The organism is Dorea sp. MB18-49 (assembly GCF_023669465.1).
GTDB lineage: Bacteria > Bacillota > Clostridia > Lachnospirales > Lachnospiraceae > Dorea_A > Dorea_A longicatena.
In genome coordinates, this window is the sequence record NZ_JAMOYX010000011.1 from 20,923 (window position 1) to 44,921 (window position 23,999).

The following is a 23,999-nucleotide window of genomic DNA, read 5'->3' on the forward strand; positions in this document are numbered from 1 at the left end:
ATTCATTATTTAAAATAAACCAGCATTTATTATAAGACATTTGGCAAAGTTCGTCAACTATGCTATACTAGACAAATATGAAATTCTGTAAGGAAAGGAAGGTCTTTGTATGGCTTTTGACGGAATCACAGTCGCAGCAGTCGTTCAGGAATTAGAACATACTCTGGTCGGCGGACGTATCTCCAAGATCGCCCAGCCAGAAAATGACGAACTGCTTTTAACAATAAAAGGAAATGAAGGACAAAAAAGGCTCTATATCTCTGCCAGTGCTTCTCTTCCACTTATCTATTTAACCAACGAGAACAAACCAAGTCCGATGACAGCTCCTGGATTCTGCATGCTTCTGCGCAAGCATATCGGAGGCGGACGGATCACCGCAGTCTCCCAGCCGTCACTCGAGCGTATCATCCACCTGGATATTGAGCATCTGGATGAGATGGGTGACTTGTGCAGGAAAAAACTGATCATCGAGATCATGGGAAAACACAGCAACATTATTTTCTGTGATCTGAACGGACGCATCATCGACAGTATCAAGCACGTCTCTGCACAGATGAGTTCGGTACGTGAAGTATTGCCGGGACGCGATTACTTTATTCCGGATACGATGTCGAAAAAGAATCCGATGACGGCTACGCAGGAAGAATTCATTTCGGCAATCCTTGCAAAACCGATGCCGGTATCCAAAGCAATCTATTCCAGCATGACAGGTATCAGCCCGGTCATTGCCGAAGAGATCTGTTATCTTGCAGGTGTGGACTCTTCCATGACGGCGCATGATCTTTCCGAAGATGTACTGACACATCTGTACCGTCAGTTTACCTATTATATGGAGGACGTAAGACAGGGAAATTTCCATCCTTCTATTTATTATAATGGAAATGCACCAAAGGAATTCAGCGCCCTTCCGGTCACACATTTTAACGAATATACAAAAAAAGAGTTCTTTTCCATCTCGGAAGTCCTCTATACGTATTATTCCACACGTAACACACTGACCAGAATCCATCAGAAAAGTGCAGATCTCCGGCACGTTGTCCAGACAGCACTGGAACGGAACCGCAAAAAATACGATCTTCAGTCCAAGCAGTTAAAGGGAACGGAAAAGCGTGACAAATATAAAGTTTACGGAGAACTGATCAATACTTACGGCTATAATCTGGAACCGGGATCAAAAGAACTGACTGCCCTGAATTATTATACCAACGAAGAGATTACTATCCCGCTTGATCCGACACAGACTCCGGGCGAGAATGCGCAACGTTATTTTGCAAAATACAACAAACAGAAGCGTACATTTGAAGCATTGACGGAGCTGATCCAGGAAACTGCCGATGATATCCAGTATCTGGAATCTATCAGCAACGCACTTGACATTGCTCTGAGCGAAGCGGATCTTGCCCAGATCAAAGAGGAACTGATGCAGAGCGGCTATATCCGCAGAAAACATACGAAGAAAAAAGTTAAACTGACCAGCAAACCAATGCATTACATTTCCAGTGATGGTTATGATATGTACGTTGGAAAGAACAACCTGCAAAATGAAGAACTTACTTTTTCTTTTGCCAATGGCAATGACTGGTGGTTCCATGCAAAGGGTGCTCCGGGATCTCACGTTATCGTCAAAAGCGGCGGGGATGAACTTCCGGACTGTACCTTTGAAGAAGCAGGTCGTCTGGCCGCTTACTATTCTAAGAATCGTGGTGCTGACAAAGTAGAGATCGACTACATTCAGAAAAAACACGTTAAGAAACCAAACGGTGCAAAACCGGGATTCGTCGTTTACTATACAAACTATTCACTCGTCATCGATTCTGATATATCGAATATAAAAAATGTGCAGGATTAATTCCTGCACATTTTTGCCTTCTTATTCATATATTGCAAATAGACATATCCTGTCACGTCTGCCAGGAACCATCCAATCGGAATTGACCACCAGATTGCAATCACTCCAATCGACTTTATCGGTGCCAGTGTATAAGAAAGCAGCACTCTCGTTCCAAGCGAGATCACCGTCAGCACCACCGACATCTCCGGTCTTCCGACCGCTCTGTAATACCCATACCACAAGAACAGAATACCGATTCCACAGTAAAATGCACCTTCGATATGCAGATATTGTATCCCGACGCGGATGATCTCATGCTCACTGCCGTCGATAAATGCCAGCATCAGATATCTGGCTCCAAAGTAGATCAGCACCGACACACAGATACAGAATGCCGCTGATACCGTTACTGCACTACGGACACCTTTCTGTACTCTTTTTTCCTTTCCGGCTCCCCGGTTCTGGGAAATGAAGATAGAAAATGCATTTGCAAATTCCTGCGCCGGCATATAAGCAAATGAATCAATCTTCACAGCCGCTGCGAATGCCGCCATGACTGCGGTTCCAAAGCTGTTGACCAGACCCTGTATCATCAGGATTCCAAAATTCATCACTGACTGCTGGATACTTGACGCAGCCGAATAGCGCACCACTTCTCCCATTACACTTTGGCTTTCCTTTATTCTTTCCGGCCGCAGGGAAAAACGTAATTCCGGCATTTTCATCCATGTATAAATACAGATTCCAATCCCGGATACAATCTGGGATATGACTGTCGCGATCGCCGCGCCTTTGATTCCCATACGGATTCCATACACCAGTGCAAGATCCAGCACAATATTCAGTCCCGAAGAAATTCCCAGGAATACCAGTGACACCACCGAATCTCCCGCCGCTCTTAGCAGAAACGAAAAGTAATTATAAAGAAAAACAAAAAAGATGCCCCAGAATATATACCATACATATTCCTGCATCATTCCATAAATGTCCTCCGGTATCTGAAGAATATTCAGGATCGGTTTCATACACACAAACACAACAATGTTCATCACGATCGTCACGATTCCAATAAAGGAAAATGATGCCGTCATTTCATATTGTAGCCGCGCCGTATCCCGTTTTCCGATTGAATAAGAAAATAATGATCCGCTTCCCATACACATTCCGATCAGCACCGAAGTCAGAAATGTCATCAGACTGTATGCCGAGCCTACTGCCGCCAGAGCCCCCGCCCCAAGCGCCCTTCCGACAATCAGCATGTCCACAATATTATAACACTGCTGCAGCAGGTTTCCCAAGATCATAGGACCTGCAAACAGCAGCATTGTCTTTGTCACATTTCCGGTTGTAAGATCTTTTTTCAAATCTTATCTGGTTCCTGCCAGGTAATCGATAAACTGCTGGGCGGTTCTTCCGGATAATCCTCCGTGGCTTAATTCCCACTTGTTTGCTTCCAGCAATAATTCATCATCCGGCATATCAATTCCGTTCTTCTTTGCCAGTTCACGTACGATCTCCTGGAACTGCTTCTTATCCGGTTTTCCAAAGTAGATCGTAACACCGAATCTTGCCACCAGGGACAGCTTTTCCTGAACAGTATCATTTGTATGAAGTTCTTCATCTCTGTCTTCTTTATCTTTGAATGTCTCACGGATCAGGTGTCTTCTGTTCGAAGTTGCATAGATTAGTACGTTATCCGGCTTCTTCTCGAGTCCGCCTTCGATCACTGCCTTCAGGTATTTATATTCGATCTCAAACTCTTCAAAAGAAAGATCGTCCATGTAAATGATGAATTTGTAATTACGGTTCTTGATCTGTGCGATCACATCATTCAGATCCTTAAACTGGTGCTTGTATACTTCGATCATACGAAGTCCCTGATCGTAATACTGATTCAGGATTGCTTTGATGGAAGACGATTTTCCTGTTCCGGCATCACCGAATAACAGACAGTTATTGGCTTTCTTGCCTTCTACAAATGCTTTTGTATTATCGATCAGCTTTTTCTTGGCAATCTCATATCCGACCAGATCATCCAAATGTACGTGTGCAATCTTCGTGATCGGCTCGATCAATGCCCCTTCTTCTGTATGTGCGATACGGAACGCTTTGTGAAGTCCTAGCTTTCCTACACCGAATTCCTTGTAGAACTGTGTCATGATATCCTTGAATTCTACCGCGGTCTCAGTTTCTGCAAGTGCTTTGCTCAGATCACAGATACGGTCGCGGATTCTCTGATTGAACACACTTCCGTGTCCGCTGGTTCCGACATAATCATGTAACATAGAGATACAGTCCACACCCATCACATTCTCCAGATCTGCAAAGTCATAATCAAATAATTCTTTGAAGATTTCAAAATCATGCAGTGCAACCTGGTTGATACTTCCGTCTACTGGTCCTACGATCTCACAGGAGGTACTGTAAGCATTCTCATGACTTGCCATCAGGTAAGTCAGATAATTATGCCAGAGATCTCCCTCGAATCCGTGGCTTACAGCCATCTCCAGAATCTCGTTGACCGCATCATATAACAGTCCCTTCATATCTTCCATGTTATAGTAATCATTCTGATAATTCTCCATTAAGAATGTCATATCCTGAAGGATCTGTCCTTCCTCCATATGTTTATATAACATCAGCTCATTTGTTCTCATTTGTCATTCCTCCAATTTTATATCCGACCTGCTATGCCTAGTAATTTCCAAGAATTCTTAAATTTCTTCCCTCTTCACGAAGTCCCCTGATTGCATTTTTCACCGCGGGATCCGCAAGATTTCCCTCGAAATCAATAAAGAAGCGGTATTCCCAGCTTTTTCCTTCCATCGGCCGGGATTCAATTTTTGTCATATTCAGATCATTATACGCAAAATGTGAAAGCAGATGATAAAGAGAACTGCTTTCATGAGGGAGCTCCAGACAAATGCTTATCTTCTTCGCATCTTTTAAGAATACTTTCTGGTTTGTGATAACGATGAATCTGGTCGAATTATTCTTTTCATCATTGATACTATCTGCAAGCACAGAAAGTCCGTATACGGATGCCGCATAAGCACTGCATACAGCCGCCTGATGTTTATCCTGGTCTTCAAGTATCTTCTTTGCAGCAAGTGCGGTATTCGCTACACTGATCTGCTGCCAGTCTCCGTGTTCTCCCAGAAAATGCGATGCCTGCATAAGTGCTTCCACCTTGGAATATACACGTTCAATCTCAGATATATCTGTTCCCGGTAATCCTGACAATGTATTTTTGATCGGGATGATCGTCTCTCCGACAATATAATTTTCAAATTCTACCAGAAGGTCATAGATTTCATTCACTGCTCCCGCTGTTGAATTTTCAATCGGAAGTACTGCATAATCTGCCGCGCCTTCTTCAATTGCCTCCATTGCCTCCCGGAATGTATGTACATGATAGCTGTTACATCCTTTTCCAAAATAATGTTCCATTGCCGCCTGACTGTAAGCCCCTTCTGTTCCCTGAAATACTACCCTTGCTGTATCCTTATCCAGTGAATCAATGCCGATAAACGGAAGTCTTCCAAGTGCACCTGCTTCTACAAGCTGCTTGTACTGTAATTTTCTACTGATCGCAAGAAGCAGTTCATATACTTCTCCGATTCCTTTTTTATTAAAGTCTGATGAAACTTTTCCCATCACTTCTGCTATTTTATTCTTTTCACGCTGACGGTCAAATGTTTTATAACCATTTTTAATCTTACAGGTCCCGAGATCCTCACAAATCTTCATTCGCTTTTCATAAAGATCCGTAATCTGATCATCAACATCACTTAACTGCGTTCTAAGTTCTTCCAATGATGTCATTTACTCTCTCCTTTTTGTATATTATGCAGGAAATCTGCGTATTTATTAAATTATAATACATTCCAAAAATAAAATCTACCCATCCTGATTTAAAAAAATCATCGAAAAATTTTTCAAGACATTGAAAATCATCGTTAAATATTATATGATGTATGAGAGATTTGAAAACGGAGGTAAAACCATGAATACTTTAGAATGTATCAAAACAAGAAGAAGCATTCGCAAATTCAAGCCTGATCCTGTAGATCACGCAACTTTAGAATCCCTGATCGGTGCAGCATCTTATTCTCCTTCCTGGAAGAACACTCAGATCACTCGATATATCGCAATCGAAGATTCTTCTATTCTTGATAAAATCGTTACTGATTACACCCCAGATTTCAACGCAAAAATTATAAAGCAGGCACCAATGCTTATTGCAGTTACTTTCAAAAAAGGGCGCTGCGGTTTTGAACGCGACGGTTCCTACAGCACCAAAAAAGAAGACCGCTGGCAGATGTTCGATGTCGGTGTTGCAAGTCAGACACTTTGCCTTGCCGCTCACGAAGCTGGTCTTGGAACTGTAATCATGGGCATCTGGGATGAAGACGGCATCACCGATCTTTTACATATTCCGGAAGATCAGGAGCTTGCTGCTCTCATCGCCATCGGATATCCTGATATTGATCCTGATGCACCTAAGAGAAAATCTGTCGATGATTTATTAACTTATTTATAAAACAGGAGGTTTTGACATGAGACACTTATTAAGTCCACTGGATTTTTCTGTGGAAGAACTTGACAATTTAATGGATCTTGCAAAAGATATCGAGGCAAATCCGAAAAAATATGCACACGCATGTGAAGGCAAAAAGCTTGCCACTCTTTTCTATGAACCGAGCACACGTACCAGATTAAGCCATGAAGCAGCTATGATCAATCTGGGTGGCAGCGTTCTTGGTTTCTCATCCGCAGATTCAAGTTCTGCTTCCAAAGGGGAAAGTGTAGCAGATACGATTCGTGTAATTTCCTGCTTTGCAGATATCTGTGCAATGCGCCATCCAAAAGAGGGTGCCGCTATGGTTGCAAGCCAGCATGCCACAATTCCGGTGATCAATGCCGGTGACGGTGGACACCAGCATCCGACCCAGACACTTACAGATCTGCTTACAATCCGTTCTTTAAAAGGTCGACTCGATAATATGACAATCGGATTATGCGGCGATCTGAAATTCGGCCGTACCGTACACTCTCTGATCCATGCACTGGTACGTTATCCGGGGATCCGTTTTGTTCTGATCTCACCGGAAGAATTAAAGCTTCCAAGCTATATCAAGAACGATGTATTAGACCGTCAGAATATTCCTTACGAAGAGGTAGTACGACTGGAAGATGCCCTTCCTGATCTGGACATTCTTTACATGACCCGTGTTCAGAAAGAACGTTTCTTCAACGAAGAAGATTATGTACGTATGAAAGACTTCTACATCCTGGACAACAAGAAAATGGAGCTTGCGAAAGATGATATGTATATTCTCCATCCACTCCCAAGGGTAAATGAAATCGCCACAGAAGTAGACAATGACCCAAGAGCTGCTTATTTCAAACAGGTACAATATGGTGTTTACATCCGTATGGCACTGATACTTACACTTTTGGGAATTGAAGTTTAGGAGGAAGATAACAATGGTAAAAAATACATTAACTGTCGGACGTATTGAAGAAGGATTTGTTCTGGATCATATCCAGGCAGGGCGAAGCATGGATATCTATAAATACCTGCATCTGGATAAACTGGACTGCTGCGTTGCAATCATAAAAAATGCAAAGAGTAATAAAATGGGAAAGAAAGATATCATGAAAATTGAGTGTCCGATCGACTTTATGGATCTGGACATCCTCGGTTTTATTGATCATAATATTACCGTAAATATTATAAAAAATTCTGAGATCGTAGACAAAAAAGCTCTCCATCTGCCTCACGAAATCCGCAACGTGATTCACTGCAAGAATCCTCGCTGCATCACTTCGATCGAGCAGGGACTGGATCATGTCTTCGTACTTACAGATCCTGAAAAAGAAGTTTACCGCTGTAAATACTGCGAAGAAAAATATGACGGAAGACGCAAATAAAGCAAAAAATACCGCCTGATAATTAATATCAGACGGTATTTTTATATTCATTCAAATTGCAAGCAAAACGATAAGCCGGGTTATGTCGTTGGGTAATCATCTTTCTAGACCCATCGTTACCAATGGGTTCAAGCAACCTACCTAAGACGTGACGGGCCGCCACATTGTCTTTATCCGGTCTTGCTTCGAATGGGGTTTACATATGCCCCTGCTGTTACCAGCAAGGCGGTAGTCTCTTACACTGCCCTTCCACCCTTACCAGAATTATATCCTGGCGGTATATTTCTGTTGCACTATCCTTGGAGTCGCCTCCACCGGACGTTATCCGGCATCCTGCCCTGTGAAGCCCGGACTTTCCTCACCTGCTGCCTTTCGGCATCTGCAGCTGCGATTACCTGTCTTACTTGCACTTTTCAAAAGCGTTTATTATTATAGCACTATTTATTCAAAATAACAAACCTTTTTTCCGATTTCATAATCAGACAATTTCTTTCAGACTTATGGCAATTCGAATACCTGTCCTGGTACCTTTACATGCATTACATGTTCTTTATAGGATTCTGCCTGCGGATTATTCATAAGTTTCTCATAAACTTCATAGTGTCCCCACATATGCATCGGAAAGACCAGTTCTGTATCTGTATGCTTCATGAAATAATCCAGTCCCCAGTAATATTGCTCTTCCTGTCTTGGATCTAACGGAACAAATGCTACATCAATCCGTATATTTTTTAATTTATGGATTTCTTTCTGATAATCCATCCGCATCTGTTCGTTATAATATTCACTTTCTTCTTCCCAATGCCACCAGTTCAGATCTCCTGCGTGATAAATAATCCTATCATCTACATACACAAGAAATGCTACACCCGCATCCGTAGAATGAAGTGTCTGTACTTTCAGATTACCAATCCGATATTCTTTGTCGGCAATAACAAACCATACCTTTGAAGGGACCGGCTTTTCTGTAATATCTGCCGACAGTACATATCTTACGTTCGGATATATGTCCTCCAGCTCAAATATTTTCCGGTCAAAATGATCATAATGTGAATGGCTGGAAAATACATAAATTTCTTTTTCCGAATCAAATTCAGGAAGTTTACCTTTATACCAGTCGAAGATCAATACATATTTTTTGTATTCTACAGCAAAACCGCTGTGATCCAGGTACGTGATCTTCATTCTTTATGCCTCTCCCTTGATAACCTTTACAGCATGCACAAGTTCCGGAAGTAAGAATCTGAGACTTTCTTTTACTGCCTGTGCTTTTCCCGGAAGGTTTACGATCAGTGTATCTCCACTGATTCCGGCCACACTTCTGTTCAGCATACTGCGTCTTGTCAGTTTCATAGTATGCGCTCTCATTGCTTCAGGAATCCCCGGTACCGGTCTGTCTACAATATTCATTGTTGCTTCTGGTGTACAGTCACCTGGATTACATCCCGCACCGCCTGTTGTAAGGATCAGATCTGCTGTTTTTCCATCTGTCATGCGCTTCATAACAGTTGACAATACTTCTCTGTCCAGTGGAAGTGCCCGCATAAAGACAACTTCAAGTCCAGCTTCTTCTGCCACAAGCTTCACTGCTTCCCCGCTTTCATTCGCTTTCGTTCCTTTGTATATATCTGTATTTGCCGTAATAATTGCTACTCTCATATCGTACCTCCAACGTTCATTTGTGATAGTCATATACTTTTATATTTTAACCCTTTTATGAAAATAATGCAATCTTACACATACAGAATCAATAAAATATCATACTATAAAGCTTTGCGGTACAACATCTCCACATCCTTTAATGTTGTCTGTCTTGGATTAGCCGCAATATTTCCACTCTTCATCGCATCTGCAGCCATCTGTGGAATCTTATCTTCGGTTACACCGACCTCGGAAAGTGTTTTTGGAATTCCCATAGATGCATTCAGTTTCTTGATTTCTTCTACCAGCATTTCCGGTTTAAAATCTTTCACCGGCTCTTTTTCTTCGCTGATATAATTGTAAATCTTTTCGTAACGTCCATGATCTGCCAGCGCATTATATTCTACAATTACCGGAAGAAGGATTGAATTGGCCACTCCATGCTGTACACCAAAGAATGCGCTGACCGGATGTGACATGGCATGTACATCTCCAAGTCTTGCCCAAGCAAATGCAATTCCCGCAAACATACTTCCTGACATCATTGCACATGCAGCTTCCTCGTCCTTTCTGTTTGCCACAAATCTACGGATATTACCGCCGATCAGTTCCATTGCTTTTTCTGCCATTGCATCAGAAAACGGTGAAGCGCCAAGTGATGTATATGCTTCCCATGCATGGATCAGTGCATCAATTCCACATGAAGCCGCAACCATCGGTGGTACAGACATGATCATCTCCGGATCTAACAGTGCGTATTTTGGAAGTAATTCATAGCTGAAAACCGTTAATTTATAATTTCTGGTGGTATCTGTAATAACGGAGAACGCCGTAACTTCACTTCCGGTACCTGCTGTAGTAGGGATTGCTATGATTGGTTCGATCGGTCCCGGAACAAGATGTGCACCTTCATACTCTGTAATGGATCCGCCGTATCTTGCCAGAACACCTACTGCCTTGGCAACATCCATCGGGCTTCCTCCTCCAAGTGCAACTATACTTGTCGCTCCTGATTCCTTATATACCTTTGTCGCCGCATTTACCATATCTACTGTAGGGTTTGGAAGAATATCAAGGAAACTTACTGTTTCTATACCTTCTGCCTCCACAATATCCAGCACTTTCTGTACGACTCCTAATTTCTCCAGTCCTCTGTCTGATACTACCATCATCTTTTTAGATCCGCTTTTTTCAAGAAGCTCCGGCAGTCTTTTTAAAGAGCCTACACCAAATACAATATCCTGCGGTACTTTGAACGTGTAATCTTTCATTTTTATCATCCTCCAGATTCTTATTGTCTATTATGGTAAAAAAAAGAGACCACACCCTGACGAGTATGGCCCCTTTACCAATTCCTAATTCATATTATAGACACATTCTATTCTATATTTCAAGTGTTTTTTGAATTTTAAGTCATAATTCTAAATAATGATACACACCATGCCTCCATTACTGTCATTCACAACCTTTTGCATAGTATCCTGAAGTTTTTCCTGGCTTTCGTCATTAATAACTGCCATTTTATTCTTCATCCCGTCCATGACAAGTTCTTCTACTGTCTTTCCGAATATACTGGTTTTCCAGATACCTCCTTCCATTTTTTCCTCATTTTTAATATACTGGATCAAATCTTTCGCCTGCTGCTCATTTCCAACAATCGGGGCTATCTCCGTCTCTATATTAGCACGGATCAAATGAATGGACGGCGCCTGCGAATGAATTTTCACCCCATATTTATTTCCCTGTCTGATAATCTCTGGTTCATCCAGTACGATCTCTTCTTTTGTCGGGCTGACTACTCCATACCCTTTCATCCGGACTGCAGTAAATGCATCTTCTACATTTTCATATTCATTCTTTAAGATTGAAAGTTTCTGCATCGTCTTTATCAGATCATACTGGCCTGTGATCGTAGTTCCTGTCATCTCACTTAACATTTCATAATAATATTTTTCATACATGTGGATCTGAATGATAACACAGCCTGTATCCATCTGTATCTGTTCTACATACCAGTCTTTTATGTATGGACTTTCCGGTCTTCCGGTTAAAGCTGCCGCATCTCTGATCTCTTCCAGGTGTTCGAGGATTTTTTGTATATGTTCCAGAAGGTCCTGTTTGATCTTGTGTGTAACCGGAAGCATTTCCACCCATTTCGGTATATAAAACTGTACCTCAGATATCGGGAATTCATACAAAACGGCCTCCAGAATCCGATAAATATCTTCTTCCTTTATTTGTTCACAATTTACGGTCATTGCTTTAACTCCATATGTATCTTCCAGTTTTTTTGCCTTCTCCTTAGCCTCCTGGCCATGTGGTTTTTTTGAATTCACCAGTACTACAAATGGTTTTCGGATAGACTGAAGTTCTCTTATAGTCCGTGCCTCCGCATCTTCATAATTTTCCGGCAGAATATCTGTAATCGTTCCATCGGTTGTTACCACGATTCCTATCGTTGCATGTTCATGAATCACTTTTTGTGTACCGATCACCGCTGCCTTGGTAAATGGTATTTCTTCCTGATACCACGGAGTCTTTACCATACGTTCATGCCCGGCCTCCTCGTGTCCCGAAGCACCCTTTACCATATATCCGACACAGTCAATCAGACGGATCCTTACTTCAACATCCTGGTTCAGACGTATCACTGCAGCATCTTTCGGTACAAATTTGGGCTCTGTTGTCATAATCGTCTTGCCTGCCGCAGACTGAGGAAGTTCGTCTCTTGTCCGCTCTTTCTTATGTTCATCTTCCATTCTTGGCAACACCATTACATCCATAAAGCGTTTGATAAATGTCGATTTTCCTGTTCTTACCGGTCCGACAACGCCGATATAGATTTCTCCGTTTGTTCTCGCTTTTATATCTTTATATAACTGTTCTGTGTCCACTTTCCCTGCTCCTTCCCGTTGTGCTGTTAAAGTATATGCACTTCTTCGCTCTTTATAGAACTTGCACTACAGATCAATAGTCATTTTCTATCATTTCCGTATCTGTTTAGCATTTGTTTATGCATCTGTAATTTGTTAAAATATAAGCAAAGATAAAGTTTTATTACAAAAAGGAGATTCTTATTATGGAAAGACATCAGATTACCGGACACACCGAATTAATCGGTCTTCTGGCTTATCCAATCCGCCACTCGCAGTCACCTGCAACACATAATGCAGCTTACGAAAAGCTAGGTGTTGACATTGTAAATCTTGCATTTGAAGTAGATGCACCTGAACTTGAAGATGCAATCAAGGGCTTACGCGCACTGAAGATGCGTGGTGCCAATGTTTCTATGCCAAATAAGACAATCGTACATCAGTATCTGGATGAAATCTCTCCGGCTGCCAAACTCTGTGGTGCGGTAAATACCATCGTCAATAAAGACGGCTACCTGGTCGGACACATCACAGACGGTATCGGTTATGTACAGTCTTTAAAGGACAATGACATTGACCCTACCGGAAAGAAAGTAACAATTGTAGGTTCCGGCGGAGCTGCTACTGCTGTTGAGATCCAGGCTGCACTGGATGGTGTTGCTGAGATGTCTATCTTCGCAAGAGATGACAAGTTCAAACAGAATGCACTCGATACGGTAAAGAAAATTAACGAAAATACCAATTGTAAAGCAACATTCTACCCTCTGGAAGATCTGGATAAATTAAAAGAAGAGATGCATTCTTCTTATCTTTTCACAAATGCCACAGGCGTTGGAATGAAGCCACTCGAAGGAATCACTTATATTCCTGATCCTTCTTTCTTCCGTCCTGATCTTATCGTCACAGACGTTGTCTACGCCCCACACGAAACAGCAATGTTGAAAATGGCAAGACACGCCGGATGTAAAACAATGAACGGACAGGGCATGATGCTCTTCCAGGCAATTGCAGCTATCGAACTGATCCTCGGCAAGCGTGTGGACAGTGAATACATGAAAGAAAAACTGGGAATTTCCTACGTTTATGAAGATTAAGGAGAATTTTTTCTATGAACACTGTAAAAGTAAGAAATCTGGAACTCGGAAATGGAATTCCGGCAATCTGCATTCCTAATGTCGGAAAGACAAAAGAAGACATCCTTTCCCTTACCCGTACATATCTTGGCATGCATATGGATCTGATGGAATGGCGGATGGACTGGTACGAAGATGTTGAAGATATTGCAAAAGTCTCAGAACTCGTCAAAGAACTTCGTGATGTAATGGGCGATACTCCTCTTCTCTGTACCTTCCGTACAGACAAAGAAGGCGGCGTACATCCAATGTCCACAGAAAAATATGCCGACCTTAACAAAGCAGTTGCAGCAACCGGCAATGCTGATATTATTGACGTAGAGATCTTTACAGGAGATGACATTGTACGGGAGATGATTGATGCAATCCACGCTTCCGGTGCAAAGGTCATTGCCTCTAATCATGATTTTGACAAAACACCTGCCAAATCTGATCTCATTTACCGTCTCCGCAAAATGCAGGATATGGGGGCCGATATTCCTAAAATGGCTGTTATGCCACAGACCAAAAAAGATGTTCTGACCCTTCTTTCTGCTACTGAAGAGATGGCATCAGACTATGCCGACAGACCGATCATCACCATGTCTATGGCTGGACTTGGAAGTATCAGCCGTATTGCCTGCGAGGCATTTGGTTCCTGTCTGACATTTGGTTCCGGAGCACAGGCTTCTGCACCTGGACAGATCGGAGCAGAAAAATTACATCAGGCACTTCAGATTGTGCACGATGCATTGTAAAAAACGAAAAAAGAGAGAGGGCCCATGGATATTCCCACAGGCCCTCATTTTATGTTTATTACATTTATTTTAATATATTATCCTGCCACACAACATAACACAGGCACATATTTTTTATCCCTGTTTTTTCTGTGTAAGAAGCCTCTGCGCTTCTTCATCTCTTTTGGCATCTACCTGATCCAGTTCCTCTGTTGTAAGCACTCCCAGTTTTTTCTTCTGGAAATCCATATTAGAAAGTAACAGGTTCATTGCAAAGCCGACGAGCAATGCCCATCCGGATCCTTTGAACGCCAATACCGCTGCCATAACACCTGCAATACTCTTATCTGTGTTAGACTGACAGTATTCCATACCAATTCTTGCACAGACATAAGCCTGGAACAATAATGTAATTGCTGATCCGACTCCCATGATTGGTTTCATGAAAGATACGATCGGTACCAGGATAACACTGATAAATGTCGCCATACGGAAAGAACTCATTCCACCAATCAATGATTTCATTGCTTTCTTTCCTTCTTTGTAACGCATCGCTACTGATACGGTCATTCCAACCCATAACGGTCCTGCCAGCGGTGGGAATGGTGCAAAAATTGCAAGGATCAGGTTTCTTAAGCCACTGATCAGATTAGATCTGCTTGAGTTAAAGTCGATATATTCATCGCTTCTGCTCTCCTGCGCTTCCTCTACCAGCGTCTTCGATGTAACAAAATCTCCAAACGCGAGTACATAACAGATCAAAGCCAGAGGTATGGCACTGATAAATTTCGAAAGCGGCGGAAAACCTACCGCAAAGATACTGACTGTATGGAATATATTACTGAAATCAGGAATTCTGATGACTGTTCCAAGTTCTAATACAGGTTTTGATAATTCTCCAAGCGCAACTCCTGCCACCATAGCGATCAGATATGGGAACAAGTTGCCGTATTTTGCCATAATATCTAATATCTTATATTTACTTCTGTTCTTTTCACAGAACGGTGAAAAGCTTAAAAATGCAAGTAATAATGTACCGGCAAGCGTTGCTACCGGTGCCGTCATAAGCTGGCTTCCATCTGATAATTGTCCCTGCAATACCGTAATCGGTGCTGCGATCAGGATACCACCTTTAATTGAATTTGGCACACCATTTACAAATTTGTCTGCCAGTTTCGTAATTCCCATAAATATAAATACAAATGCGACCAGAAGCTGCAATGCGATCATCGCCTGGATTCTGTCTGGTCCTTTTTCAAACCCATTTAAATACGCCAGGGTAAATGGAAGTGTCGGAGTAATCCATCCCGGGACTACCGGATCTCCTAACCATCCATGAAGCATATACATAAATACTTCAATGATGACACAGCTCCATGCAAGTTCATATGGAAGTCCAAGATTATCAGTCAGGTACGGAATGGAACTTAAAGCTGTAGCGCCAAGGATCAGACCCTGAAAAAATTCCACATATTCTACTCTGTAATGGATTCCAGGAATTCTCCACTGAAATGGTCCAAGAGGAATATAAGGAAGTTCATTAGCTCTTTTTGCTTTTTTCGGACTCATCTTTGAGCGTCCTCCTTCGTTTTAATAATTTTTACATACATTTTTTTCGTATGCTTCAGGTATCAAAAATTTACTATAACATAATATCAGTTATTCCATAAAAAATATCTATGGAATAAGCTGTATTTTCCTCTATTTCTTCGACGTTTTCTATGAATGTCTTTTTTTTAACAATACCATGTTAAAAGAAAGGGACTGTCTATCCGTCATTATTCGGAACAACAGTCCCTTTTTATACCAAATATACAAGAAAAGTTGCCGGTGGCAGGTTTTCTGTATTCTTGATTATATTTTACAATGCACTCTTTCCGAAGATTTTCTTGTGCTGTGCTACTAAGTAGAGGGAACTTAAAATAGCAAGGATTGCAAATACTAATAACATGATCATGAGGCTGTATACTGCATTTGCCTCACCAGATGCTTTTGTAAGCTGTGCTGCTACTACCGGAATCAGGTAGCTTGCTGCACCCATAAATGTGTAATAAATACCTGTGTTTCTTCCCTTTGGTCCCGGGTTGAATAACTGAACCACTGCAAGGCCAGTCTGAAGAGCACCACCTGCTGCAAAGAATCCTAACATTGCAATTGCAATGTAGATAATTGCTACCTGATGAATAAACAGAACACCTGCAAGTGCTACTGCAGTACAGATAGAATCAATCAAGACAACTTTCAGCGGGCTCCATTTTAATTTAGCCATCATGAATGCCCAGAAAAGTACTGCACAGATAGAACCAATCGTATAAATAGAAGTCATACCTGCTGCCTGCATCTCAGAAAGTCCACATACGGATAATCCGAACGCTTTTGTATACTGCTGAGCACCATACATGATTGCCATGCAAAGGAATGCATAAAACATTACCAGAAATACTACAAATTTCCCTGGCTTTGTAAGCATTGCTGCTTTCGCTGCATCGATCTCTGCCTGCACTGCATCTTTTGATTTGCCATCAGTTCCTTCTGATGCCTTCTTCTGATCATCATATACGAATGGTGCGATAATTGCAAGTACCAGACAGATAATTGACATAACTACCGGAATCATAACATTTAATTTCCAGTTTCCGCTGTTTGCGTTATGTACAACCAGAAGTGGATATACCATACCTGACAGTGAAACGAAGAATTTGATTCCTACAAGTGCTGATCCAGGTGCTGCCGGATAAGCTTCCTGTACTGCAGGATATCCTGAAGCATCCCAGAATCCAGAAGTTGCAACTCCAGATGCAAAACCGCATACAGAAGCAACCAGTGCACTCTTAGTAAATAAGAATCCAAGGAAGCAGATAATATATAACGCTGCTCCACCGATCATCAGTTTCTTACGTCCGACACGGTCTGAGATCTCTCCACCGATCCATACGCTTACGAATTTACCAAATCCAGTCCATGCTACTGCGGTACTTACTGCTGCAAGTCCTGCTGCATATGCTGCCGACTGCGGATCTGACATATTGAATCCCCACTGTTTTGCGAAATTCACATTATTCTGGCTTAAAATGATTGCCTGAATACCATGTGTCAGATAGCAAAAATATACACAGATGATAGACCATAAATATTTCTTTGCTTTCATTCCCTCATTCTCCTTTATCAAGTTGTTTTATTTTGCCTGTGCTTTCTGAAATTCCTGATACTCAGCAAGCGGCATTTCTTTTCCTACGAACAGCCCATAGTTTACTGCTCCCTGCTGCTGAAGCATTCCTACTCCGCCGATTGCCTTGCATCCTGCTTCTTCTGCTTCCAGAATCATCTTTGTTTTTTCCGGGCTGTATACAGTATCTGCAACAACCAGATCCTTACGGAATAATGATTTATCTACCAGTGTTACATCCTGGTGTGGTTTCATTCCCATAATTGTAGCATTTACAAGAATATCACATGCTTTGATTGCTTCTTCCAGTTTTGCCTTGTCGTCAAGGTCGTCTACTGTAACTACACACTCTGGGCACTTTTCAGCTAATTTGGCCTTTGTTCCTTCTGCTCTTTCGAAGAATTTATCTTTAATATTGAAGATATTTACTTCTTTTGCTCCGTCCAGTGCCAGCTGAACCTGAATTGCTGTAGCAGCTCCACCTGCTCCAAGAACAACAACCTTTTTGTCTTTTACAGGTACTCCGTTGAGTTCCAGATTCTTAACAAATCCGACACCGTCTGTAATGTGTCCTGTGATCACTCCGTCATCGTTAACAAATACATTGCAGGCTCCGATAATCTCAGCTGCAGGTGACAGCTTATCTACCAGCTGTGCTGCGATGTTCTTGCATGGCATAGTGAAGTTACCACCACGCATATTTAATAAACGAATAGACTCGAATACTTTTGGCATTTCCTCTTCTGTTACGTCAAATGCCATATAAGCATAATCTAAGCCATCATGCTGGAAGCTGAAGTTGTACATTGCAGGAGATCCTGAATGTCCAACTGGTGTTCCAAATAATGCCATTAAGCCTGTATGTCCGGAAATTCTTTTTTCCATGATCTTAACCCTCCTGGTTTTCTTTTATTCATAACAGCCCGCATACTACGAGCTGTCACATACACATTTCTTACAATTTCTATATATAATGATTAAAGTTTTAATGCCACATCATAAGCTTCTTTTGTAGCATCCAGTGCACGACGTGCTCTTACTGCATCACCTACTACATGAACTTCCGGAACGATGTCCTTTAATTCATCAGCGAAATCATATACAACATTCTGACCATCGCGGTGTGTATAACGGGAGCTGAATCCCATAGAAAGAACTACAGTATCGAATCCTCTTGCTTCATAGATAGTCTCATCAGACTTATCCGCTGCATTCTTGTAGCTTACTCCATCTGAGAAGATTTCAGATACAGCAGCGCTTGTAATCTGCTCGATTCCGTATTTTTCGAAGGCTTCCATAAGGAAGATACGATGCTCGTGGATTACGTCTGGTCCGATCGCATCTCTCATCTCGATAACAGATACTTCATGTCCCTGTTCAGCAAGGAAATCTGCTGTCTCGGCACCTACCATACCTCCACCTACAACTAAAACTTTATGTCCTACCGGACGTGTTCCTTCCAGGCAGTCCACACCATATACGATATCAGGATTATGGATACCTTTGATAAATGGAAGAACTAATGTTTCAGATCCTGTTGCGAGGATAACAGCATCCGGTGTATCTTCTTTTAACATCTGAGCTGTTACTTTTGTGTTCATCTTGATATTTACGCCGGCTTTTTCGCATTTTACGATATAGCTTCTGATCATACCTGTGATGTCACCTTTTCCCGGCGGGTAAGCAGCCAGTCTCATGTTTCCGCCAAGTTTATCTGTTGCTTCAAATAATGTTACATCATGTCCACGTCTCTTAGCTGTGAATGCTGCACACATACCTGCTACACCGCCACCGATAACGTATACTTTCTTTGCTTTTTCCGCTTTCGGAAGTCCCTCAACTTCACGTCCAAGTACTGGATTTACCAGACAGCAAAGAGGTTTACCTGCATACATGTTGGCAACGCATCCCTGCAGACATGCGATACAAGGTGTCATATCTTCCAGTCTTTCTTCCTGAGCCTTTTCCGGAGTATGAGGATCAGCCAGTGACTGACGTCCGAATGCTACCAGATCCGCTTTTCCAAGTTTTACCATCTGTTCAGCGAACTGTGGCTCTGTGTAACGTCCGACTGTGATAACCGGAACGGATACACAATTTTTGATATTTGCTACGAGCTCTGCAGAGAATCCGCCATGAATTCCTGTTGGAGCCCACATATATTCATCTTTCAGATGCACTGCACGTGATACGTGAAGTCCATCGACTCCACAGTCTTCAAGATAAGAAGCGACTGCACACATATCGTGATTATCCAGACCGCCAAACATATCTTCTGTACTGTTGATACGTGCAAGAACTGCGATTTTACCTTCTGTTCTCTTCTTTACTTCTTCAACGATCAGACGGGAAAATCTCATTCTGTTTTCGAAATTTCCACCAAATTCGTCTACACGTTTGTTCGTTCTTGGTGACATAAAAGAATTCACAAGATAACCATGTGCCATGTGAATTTCTACTGCATCGGCTCCGCCCTTCATTGCGCGGACTGCTGCATCTCCGTATCCTTTAATGAGCTCATATACCTGCTCTGTAGGAACTGCTTCCGGAATATCTCTTCCATCAGCTGCTGCAATAGATGTTGCCGCCTGGATTGGTGCTCCTGCATTCTTAGCATTTCCTTCCGGACCTGCATTCTGAAGCTGAATAGAAATCTTAGCACCTTCTGCATGACAGGCATCGGTAATCTTCTTCAGGCTCTCGATGCTGTTATCATCATACAGACAAGGTTTTCTTGGGCCGCCCTTTGCACCTTTATGAACTACTGTTGCTTCAATTGTGATCAGACCGAACTGACCTTTTGCACGTTCAGCATAGTATGCAACAGACTCATCGCTCCATGTTCCATCTGTTTTTGCAAAGTTATTTCCCATTGGTGGTACTACGAAACGGTTCTTTACTGTCATTGGTCCGATCTGAATCGGAGAAAACATATGTTTGAACTTCATTATTTTTTTACCTCTCTCTTTTGATCAAATGTGTTTTCTAAATTAGTCAACCATTTCTGGCCAAGCTTCTTTTAATACTTTTTCTGTATTTTCATATGTATAAGCAGCTGCTTCTTTAAGTCCTCTTCCAAGGATCTCATCAGAAATTACTTCTACACCGATAACCTTTGGATCAACTCCAGCATCTTTGATCATCTTAACAAATCCGGCTGTGTCTTTTGCTCCTGTTCCAGGTGCAAGACGATCATGCATTGACTCATCTCTTAAGATTGAATCTGCGTATGGTCTCTCATAAGCATCGTTGATCTGGATAGAAATAACTTTCTTAGCGATTTCCGGTGTCAGGATGTCATATGGCTGATTAGCTCTTACCCAGTGCCATGTATCAAGGATAAGCATTGCATTCTCACATCCAGAAGCTTTTACAACTTCCCAGCCTTTCTGAAGGTTTGGAATACCACTGTATGGCATTGGCTCAACACCGATGATATATTTTCCAGCTCTCTGGCAGAGTTCTTTTAATTTCTGAGCTGTATATTCTACTGAGTAGTTTTCCATCAATCCACAGTTGATATGGCCAACTCCGAAGAGTTCACACATATGGAAGCACATCTGCTCTTTGTATTTCTGCTCGTATGAACGATGTTCTTCACACCACTGAACGATGTACTCAACTTCTGTTACTTTCATGTCATGTTTGTCAAGAATTGCAAGAATGTCTTCATCATGAAGTCCTTCATTCAAAGCATCAACATAAGTCTCTGCACGAAGACCGATTCCTTCGTATCCTGCTTCTTTTGCAGCGATAACACGATCTTCAAATTTGCACTGATCTCCAAGTGTCCATGAACTTACTGTGATTGGATTCTTTTTTGACATAATTCTACCTCCATTGTTAAAATTGAACAGATTCCCTTTTTTCTCAATGTTCAATCTAGTAATATTTGCTATGGTTTGATTATATATCCTTGTTAAATAAAAAACAAATTAGTTATTTTATTTTAATTTATAGATTTTATTCATAGGTTTTTACCTTCCGTTCATGATAAGATATAGACATATATAAATATAACGAAAGAAAGGGGGCCGGCTTTATGAATCTGTATCATCTAAGATATTTTGCCACACTGGCCCATCTGGAGCATTACACAAAAGCCGCTGAAATTCTTGCCATCACTCAGCCAAGTCTGAGTCATGCTATTGCATCTCTTGAAAAGGAACTAGGGGTAAAACTTTTCGAGAAGGAGGGCCGTAATGTAGCACTTACCAAATGTGGACAGGCTTTTCTTATTGATGTTGAACAGGCTTTGGATATGATTGATTCCAGCGTTAACAAGCTTCAGATGACAGGTCGTGGCGAAGGTCGTATCGATATCGTGGAACTTCGTGCTCTAAGCAGTACCGTTGTTCCCAATTTCGTAAAAGGATTTCTGGATTCTACGCCGGATAAAAAAATTGATTTTTATTTTCATAGTTCCACAGGTCTTACTTCTGATATGATTCAGGGATTAAAAGACCGGAAATATGACATCGCATTTTGCTCTATAATGGACAATGAGCCGCTGATTGAATTCACACCTGTCGCAAAGCAGGAACTGGTGTTGATCGTACCCAAAGGTCATCCACTGGAAGGACGCAGCTCTATTGATCTGAAAGATACCCTTGCTTATCCGCACATTGCATTTTCCAAGCGAAGCGGCTTAAGACATGTCATTGACAAATTGTTTAAAAAATGCGGAGGTTATCCGCAAATTGCCTACTCTATGGAAGAAGACCAGGGAGTTGCCGGTCTTGTCGGTGCAGGCTTCGGTATCGCAGTTGTTCCAAAGATGCCGGTTCTTTCCTATATGCCTGTATCCATTATCGAAATCGAAAAGCCTTCCTGGGAAAGACTCTTTTATATGGCTACTTTAAAGAATGTTTATCAGGCGCCTGTTATCATGGATTTTAAAAAATACGTAACCGAACACGCAGACCTGTAAAAAATAACAGAGACGAAAAATTGTTAAAAAACTTTCGTCTCTGTTATCTTTATATCATATCTGCTTAATCTTTTTATTATTCCCACGGAAGAGCTGTGTGTTCTGCTTTTCCGACACGCAGCATCAGTTCATTTACCGCTTCTTTCGGACTCTTATCTTCAAACAGTACCTTATTTACTTCCTCAATAATCGGAAGTGATACATTGTATTTCTTTCCGAGCTTTGCCGCTGCCTTTGCAGAATATACGCCTTCTACCACCATCTTAACTTCATCCATGGCTTCCTTCATAGTTTTACCCTGTCCCATCAGATATCCGGCTTTGCGATTACGGCTGTGTACACTTGCACAGGTTACAATAAGATCTCCGATACCTGCCAGACCGCCAAATGTCTCAGCCGCACCTCCCATCTTTACACCAAGTCTTGATATCTCGGCAATTCCACGGGTAATTAATGCTGCTTTGGTATTATCTCCGTATCCCATGCCATCTGCAACTCCTGCCGCAAGTGCAATAACATTCTTAAGCGATCCACCAAGCTCAATTCCCAGAATATCCGGACTAATATATACACGGAACACTTCATTCATAAAGAGCTGCTGTAAATACTTTGCAGTCGCCTCTGTATGTGCTCCAATGCAGACCGTCGTGGGAAGGCCTCTTCCTACTTCCTCGGCATGACTTGGTCCGGAAAGGACCGCCACATCTGCCTGCGGTATCTCTTCTTCAATTTGCTGAGACAGAGTCATCAGCGTATCTTCTTCTATTCCTTTTGCTACATCCACTAAGATCTGTCCATCTTTTACATATGGATTGATCTTTTTTGCGGTATTTCTTACATGGATTGACGGTACTGCAAGTACAACTACATCCTTTTCTTCTACTGCCTCTTTTATATCCGCGGTAAAGAATATTCCCTCTGGAATCTTTACTCCAGGAAGCTTACTCACATGTTCTCTCTTCTCACTCAGCATGCGGACTTCTTCTTCCTGATATGACCAGACTGTCACATCATGTCCGTTTTTATATAAAAGCAGTGCCAGCGCTGTTCCCCAGCTTCCGGCTCCGATCACACTTACTTTTGCCATAAGAGCCTGTCCTTTCTTTTATCGTCTCTGACTATTTTTTATCTTTTCCCCCGACACTGATCTTATTTTCCGTGCCGCTTAAAAGTCTCTTTATATTCGCTCTGTGTCTCCAGAATGCCAGTATCATCAAAAATGTTGCAATCCCATACATCTCATGCAGATACGCTACATTTTCCACATGAAATCCTCCGTGTTGACCATATACAATCACACTGATCAGATAAATCGTAACAACTGTCATAGATCCAAGTGATACATATCTTGTTGTTGCGACGATTGCAATAAATGCTGCAAGACAGATCAGTACGATCCATATATTTGTTGTACTGATGATAAGTCCTGCCGTTGCCGCAATTCCCTTTCCACCTTTGAACTTCAGATAAAATGGATAGTTATGTCCAAGAACCACGCCCATTCCTGCATACATAGAAAGTAACGGCATCATATCCGTATGAGTCTTCCCATAGATCATGTGTACAACCACTACTGCCGCAACACATTTAAAACAGTCTCCCAGCAGCGTAACTCCTCCGGCTTTCCATCCCATAGTACGGAGTGCATTTGTTGTTCCCGCATTTCCGCTTCCTTTTTTTCTTAAGTCAACACCATTCTTTTTCCCGTATAGATATCCGGTCTGAATCAGTCCGAACACATATCCGACAAGCACACATATCAACCGTTCCAT

At 41.8% G+C, this 23,999-nt stretch carries 21 protein-coding genes and 1 other RNA gene; 7 read left to right on the forward strand and 15 right to left on the reverse strand.

The annotated features are described in order from the left end of the window. The first annotated feature begins 109 nt into the window (after positions 1–109). The gene (locus NCY30_RS05205; protein WP_161169917.1) at positions 110–1,849 is read left to right on the forward strand and encodes an Rqc2 family fibronectin-binding protein; all 1,740 of its coding nucleotides are present in this window, start codon (positions 110–112) and stop codon (positions 1,847–1,849) included. Here the strand turns inward: NCY30_RS05205 and NCY30_RS05210 are convergent. Genes NCY30_RS05210 through pheA form a run of 3 tightly spaced genes read right to left on the reverse strand, consistent with a single transcriptional unit; the run spans position 1,846 to position 5,656 of the window. Next, positions 1,846–3,195 (reverse strand): MATE family efflux transporter, encoded by a 1,350-nt coding sequence (locus NCY30_RS05210; protein WP_201832221.1) that lies wholly within the window; start codon positions 3,193–3,195, stop codon positions 1,846–1,848. The genes NCY30_RS05205 and NCY30_RS05210 overlap by 4 nt on opposite strands. A gap of 3 nt (positions 3,196–3,198) precedes the next feature. Then, positions 3,199–4,488 (reverse strand): ATP-binding protein, encoded by a 1,290-nt coding sequence (locus NCY30_RS05215; RefSeq protein WP_006426708.1) that lies wholly within the window; start codon positions 4,486–4,488, stop codon positions 3,199–3,201. A 37-nt stretch (positions 4,489–4,525) separates the two neighbouring features. Then, entirely contained in the window at positions 4,526–5,656 is a 1,131-nt protein-coding gene (pheA, locus tag NCY30_RS05220; RefSeq protein WP_173784403.1) for a prephenate dehydratase, read from the reverse strand. Positions 5,657–5,837: 181 nt separating this feature from the next. On the opposite strand from pheA, the gene NCY30_RS05225 reads away from it, so the two are divergent. The 3 genes from NCY30_RS05225 to NCY30_RS05235 are packed head-to-tail and all read left to right on the forward strand — an operon-like array spanning position 5,838 to position 7,768. Continuing rightward, positions 5,838–6,374 carry a nitroreductase family protein gene (locus NCY30_RS05225; protein WP_022416082.1) on the forward strand — a complete coding sequence of 179 codons (537 nt, stop codon included), beginning with the start codon at positions 5,838–5,840 and terminating at the stop codon, positions 6,372–6,374. 16 nt (positions 6,375–6,390) lie between these two features. Beyond that, positions 6,391–7,308, forward strand: a complete 918-nt coding sequence (gene pyrB / locus NCY30_RS05230; protein WP_006426711.1) for an aspartate carbamoyltransferase — start codon at positions 6,391–6,393, stop codon at positions 7,306–7,308. A gap of 13 nt (positions 7,309–7,321) precedes the next feature. Continuing rightward, positions 7,322–7,768: an aspartate carbamoyltransferase regulatory subunit gene (locus NCY30_RS05235; protein ID WP_022416081.1), complete on the forward strand. Its 447-nt coding sequence runs from the start codon at positions 7,322–7,324 to the stop codon at positions 7,766–7,768. 55 nt (positions 7,769–7,823) lie between these two features. Here NCY30_RS05235 and rnpB read toward each other — a convergent pair. The 5 genes from rnpB to spoIVA form a co-directional block, all read right to left on the reverse strand. Then, positions 7,824–8,175: RNase P RNA component class A (rnpB, locus tag NCY30_RS05240), an RNA gene on the reverse strand. Positions 8,176–8,266: 91 nt separating this feature from the next. Further along, positions 8,267–8,953, reverse strand: coding sequence for an MBL fold metallo-hydrolase (locus NCY30_RS05245; protein WP_161169915.1), 687 nt, complete (start codon positions 8,951–8,953; stop codon positions 8,267–8,269). 3 nt (positions 8,954–8,956) lie between these two features. Then, complete coding sequence (locus tag NCY30_RS05250; protein ID WP_022416079.1) at positions 8,957–9,427, reverse strand: MogA/MoaB family molybdenum cofactor biosynthesis protein; 471 nt, start codon at positions 9,425–9,427, stop codon at positions 8,957–8,959. Positions 9,428–9,531: 104 nt separating this feature from the next. After that, on the reverse strand, positions 9,532–10,680 hold the full coding sequence (locus tag NCY30_RS05255) for an iron-containing alcohol dehydrogenase (RefSeq protein WP_173784404.1): 1,149 nt from the start codon (positions 10,678–10,680) through the stop codon (positions 9,532–9,534). Positions 10,681–10,830: 150 nt separating this feature from the next. Next, positions 10,831–12,303 carry a stage IV sporulation protein A gene (gene spoIVA / locus NCY30_RS05260; RefSeq protein WP_161169929.1) on the reverse strand — a complete coding sequence of 491 codons (1,473 nt, stop codon included), beginning with the start codon at positions 12,301–12,303 and terminating at the stop codon, positions 10,831–10,833. 185 nt (positions 12,304–12,488) lie between these two features. Here spoIVA and NCY30_RS05265 point away from each other — a divergent pair, with 185 nt between their 5' ends. Then, the gene (locus NCY30_RS05265) at positions 12,489–13,376 is read left to right on the forward strand and encodes a shikimate dehydrogenase (protein ID WP_006426721.1); all 888 of its coding nucleotides are present in this window, start codon (positions 12,489–12,491) and stop codon (positions 13,374–13,376) included. Positions 13,377–13,390: 14 nt separating this feature from the next. Further along, complete coding sequence (gene aroD, locus NCY30_RS05270) at positions 13,391–14,152, forward strand: type I 3-dehydroquinate dehydratase (RefSeq protein ID WP_173784405.1); 762 nt, start codon at positions 13,391–13,393, stop codon at positions 14,150–14,152. A gap of 114 nt (positions 14,153–14,266) precedes the next feature. On the opposite strand, the gene NCY30_RS05275 is transcribed toward aroD, so the two are convergent. The 5 genes from NCY30_RS05275 to NCY30_RS05295 form a co-directional block, all read right to left on the reverse strand. Continuing rightward, the gene (locus NCY30_RS05275; protein ID WP_022416075.1) at positions 14,267–15,700 is read right to left on the reverse strand and encodes a hypothetical protein; all 1,434 of its coding nucleotides are present in this window, start codon (positions 15,698–15,700) and stop codon (positions 14,267–14,269) included. A gap of 292 nt (positions 15,701–15,992) precedes the next feature. Next, positions 15,993–17,279: an MFS transporter gene (locus NCY30_RS05280; protein WP_055213622.1), complete on the reverse strand. Its 1,287-nt coding sequence runs from the start codon at positions 17,277–17,279 to the stop codon at positions 15,993–15,995. Positions 17,280–17,306: 27 nt separating this feature from the next. Next, positions 17,307–18,182: a shikimate dehydrogenase gene (locus NCY30_RS05285; protein ID WP_006426725.1), complete on the reverse strand. Its 876-nt coding sequence runs from the start codon at positions 18,180–18,182 to the stop codon at positions 17,307–17,309. Between the two features lie 92 nt (positions 18,183–18,274). Continuing rightward, positions 18,275–20,245, reverse strand: coding sequence for an FAD-dependent oxidoreductase (locus tag NCY30_RS05290; protein WP_055213620.1), 1,971 nt, complete (start codon positions 20,243–20,245; stop codon positions 18,275–18,277). A 42-nt stretch (positions 20,246–20,287) separates the two neighbouring features. Then, positions 20,288–21,124 (reverse strand): sugar phosphate isomerase/epimerase family protein, encoded by an 837-nt coding sequence (locus NCY30_RS05295; RefSeq protein ID WP_006426727.1) that lies wholly within the window; start codon positions 21,122–21,124, stop codon positions 20,288–20,290. Positions 21,125–21,339: 215 nt separating this feature from the next. On the opposite strand from NCY30_RS05295, the gene NCY30_RS05300 reads away from it, so the two are divergent. Continuing rightward, a complete protein-coding gene (locus NCY30_RS05300; protein WP_055181006.1) occupies positions 21,340–22,227 on the forward strand; it encodes a LysR family transcriptional regulator in 888 nt (295 codons plus the stop codon). 76 nt (positions 22,228–22,303) lie between these two features. Here NCY30_RS05300 and NCY30_RS05305 read toward each other — a convergent pair whose 3' ends face one another. Then, positions 22,304–23,314 carry an NAD(P)H-dependent glycerol-3-phosphate dehydrogenase gene (locus tag NCY30_RS05305; protein ID WP_006426729.1) on the reverse strand — a complete coding sequence of 337 codons (1,011 nt, stop codon included), beginning with the start codon at positions 23,312–23,314 and terminating at the stop codon, positions 22,304–22,306. Between the two features lie 31 nt (positions 23,315–23,345). Next, on the reverse strand, positions 23,346–23,999 hold the full coding sequence (plsY, locus tag NCY30_RS05310; protein ID WP_006426730.1) for a glycerol-3-phosphate 1-O-acyltransferase PlsY: 654 nt from the start codon (positions 23,997–23,999) through the stop codon (positions 23,346–23,348).

Excerpts from the sequence above, each read along its gene's own strand:
- plsY (WP_006426730.1), bottom strand. The coding sequence starts at position 23,999 with ATGGAACGGTTGATATGTGTGCTTGTCGGATATGTGTTCGGACTGATT.
- NCY30_RS05280 (WP_055213622.1), bottom strand. The coding sequence starts at position 17,279 with ATGAAAGCAAAGAAATATTTATGGTCTATCATCTGTGTATATTTTTGC.
- NCY30_RS05305 (WP_006426729.1), bottom strand. The coding sequence starts at position 23,314 with ATGGCAAAAGTAAGTGTGATCGGAGCCGGAAGCTGGGGAACAGCGCTG.
- NCY30_RS05205 (WP_161169917.1), top strand. The coding sequence starts at position 110 with ATGGCTTTTGACGGAATCACAGTCGCAGCAGTCGTTCAGGAATTAGAA.
- NCY30_RS05300 (WP_055181006.1), top strand. The coding sequence starts at position 21,340 with ATGAATCTGTATCATCTAAGATATTTTGCCACACTGGCCCATCTGGAG.
- pheA (WP_173784403.1), bottom strand. The coding sequence starts at position 5,656 with ATGACATCATTGGAAGAACTTAGAACGCAGTTAAGTGATGTTGATGAT.
- aroD (WP_173784405.1), top strand. The coding sequence starts at position 13,391 with ATGAACACTGTAAAAGTAAGAAATCTGGAACTCGGAAATGGAATTCCG.
- NCY30_RS05245 (WP_161169915.1), bottom strand. The coding sequence starts at position 8,953 with ATGAAGATCACGTACCTGGATCACAGCGGTTTTGCTGTAGAATACAAA.
- NCY30_RS05225 (WP_022416082.1), top strand. The coding sequence starts at position 5,838 with ATGAATACTTTAGAATGTATCAAAACAAGAAGAAGCATTCGCAAATTC.
- NCY30_RS05265 (WP_006426721.1), top strand. The coding sequence starts at position 12,489 with ATGGAAAGACATCAGATTACCGGACACACCGAATTAATCGGTCTTCTG.
- pyrB (WP_006426711.1), top strand. The coding sequence starts at position 6,391 with ATGAGACACTTATTAAGTCCACTGGATTTTTCTGTGGAAGAACTTGAC.
- NCY30_RS05235 (WP_022416081.1), top strand. The coding sequence starts at position 7,322 with ATGGTAAAAAATACATTAACTGTCGGACGTATTGAAGAAGGATTTGTT.
- NCY30_RS05215 (WP_006426708.1), bottom strand. The coding sequence starts at position 4,488 with ATGAGAACAAATGAGCTGATGTTATATAAACATATGGAGGAAGGACAG.
- NCY30_RS05275 (WP_022416075.1), bottom strand. The coding sequence starts at position 15,700 with ATGAGTCCGAAAAAAGCAAAAAGAGCTAATGAACTTCCTTATATTCCT.
- NCY30_RS05295 (WP_006426727.1), bottom strand. The coding sequence starts at position 21,124 with ATGTCAAAAAAGAATCCAATCACAGTAAGTTCATGGACACTTGGAGAT.
- NCY30_RS05285 (WP_006426725.1), bottom strand. The coding sequence starts at position 18,182 with ATGGAAAAAAGAATTTCCGGACATACAGGCTTAATGGCATTATTTGGA.
- NCY30_RS05250 (WP_022416079.1), bottom strand. The coding sequence starts at position 9,427 with ATGAGAGTAGCAATTATTACGGCAAATACAGATATATACAAAGGAACG.
- NCY30_RS05290 (WP_055213620.1), bottom strand. The coding sequence starts at position 20,245 with ATGAAGTTCAAACATATGTTTTCTCCGATTCAGATCGGACCAATGACA.
- NCY30_RS05255 (WP_173784404.1), bottom strand. The coding sequence starts at position 10,680 with ATGAAAGATTACACGTTCAAAGTACCGCAGGATATTGTATTTGGTGTA.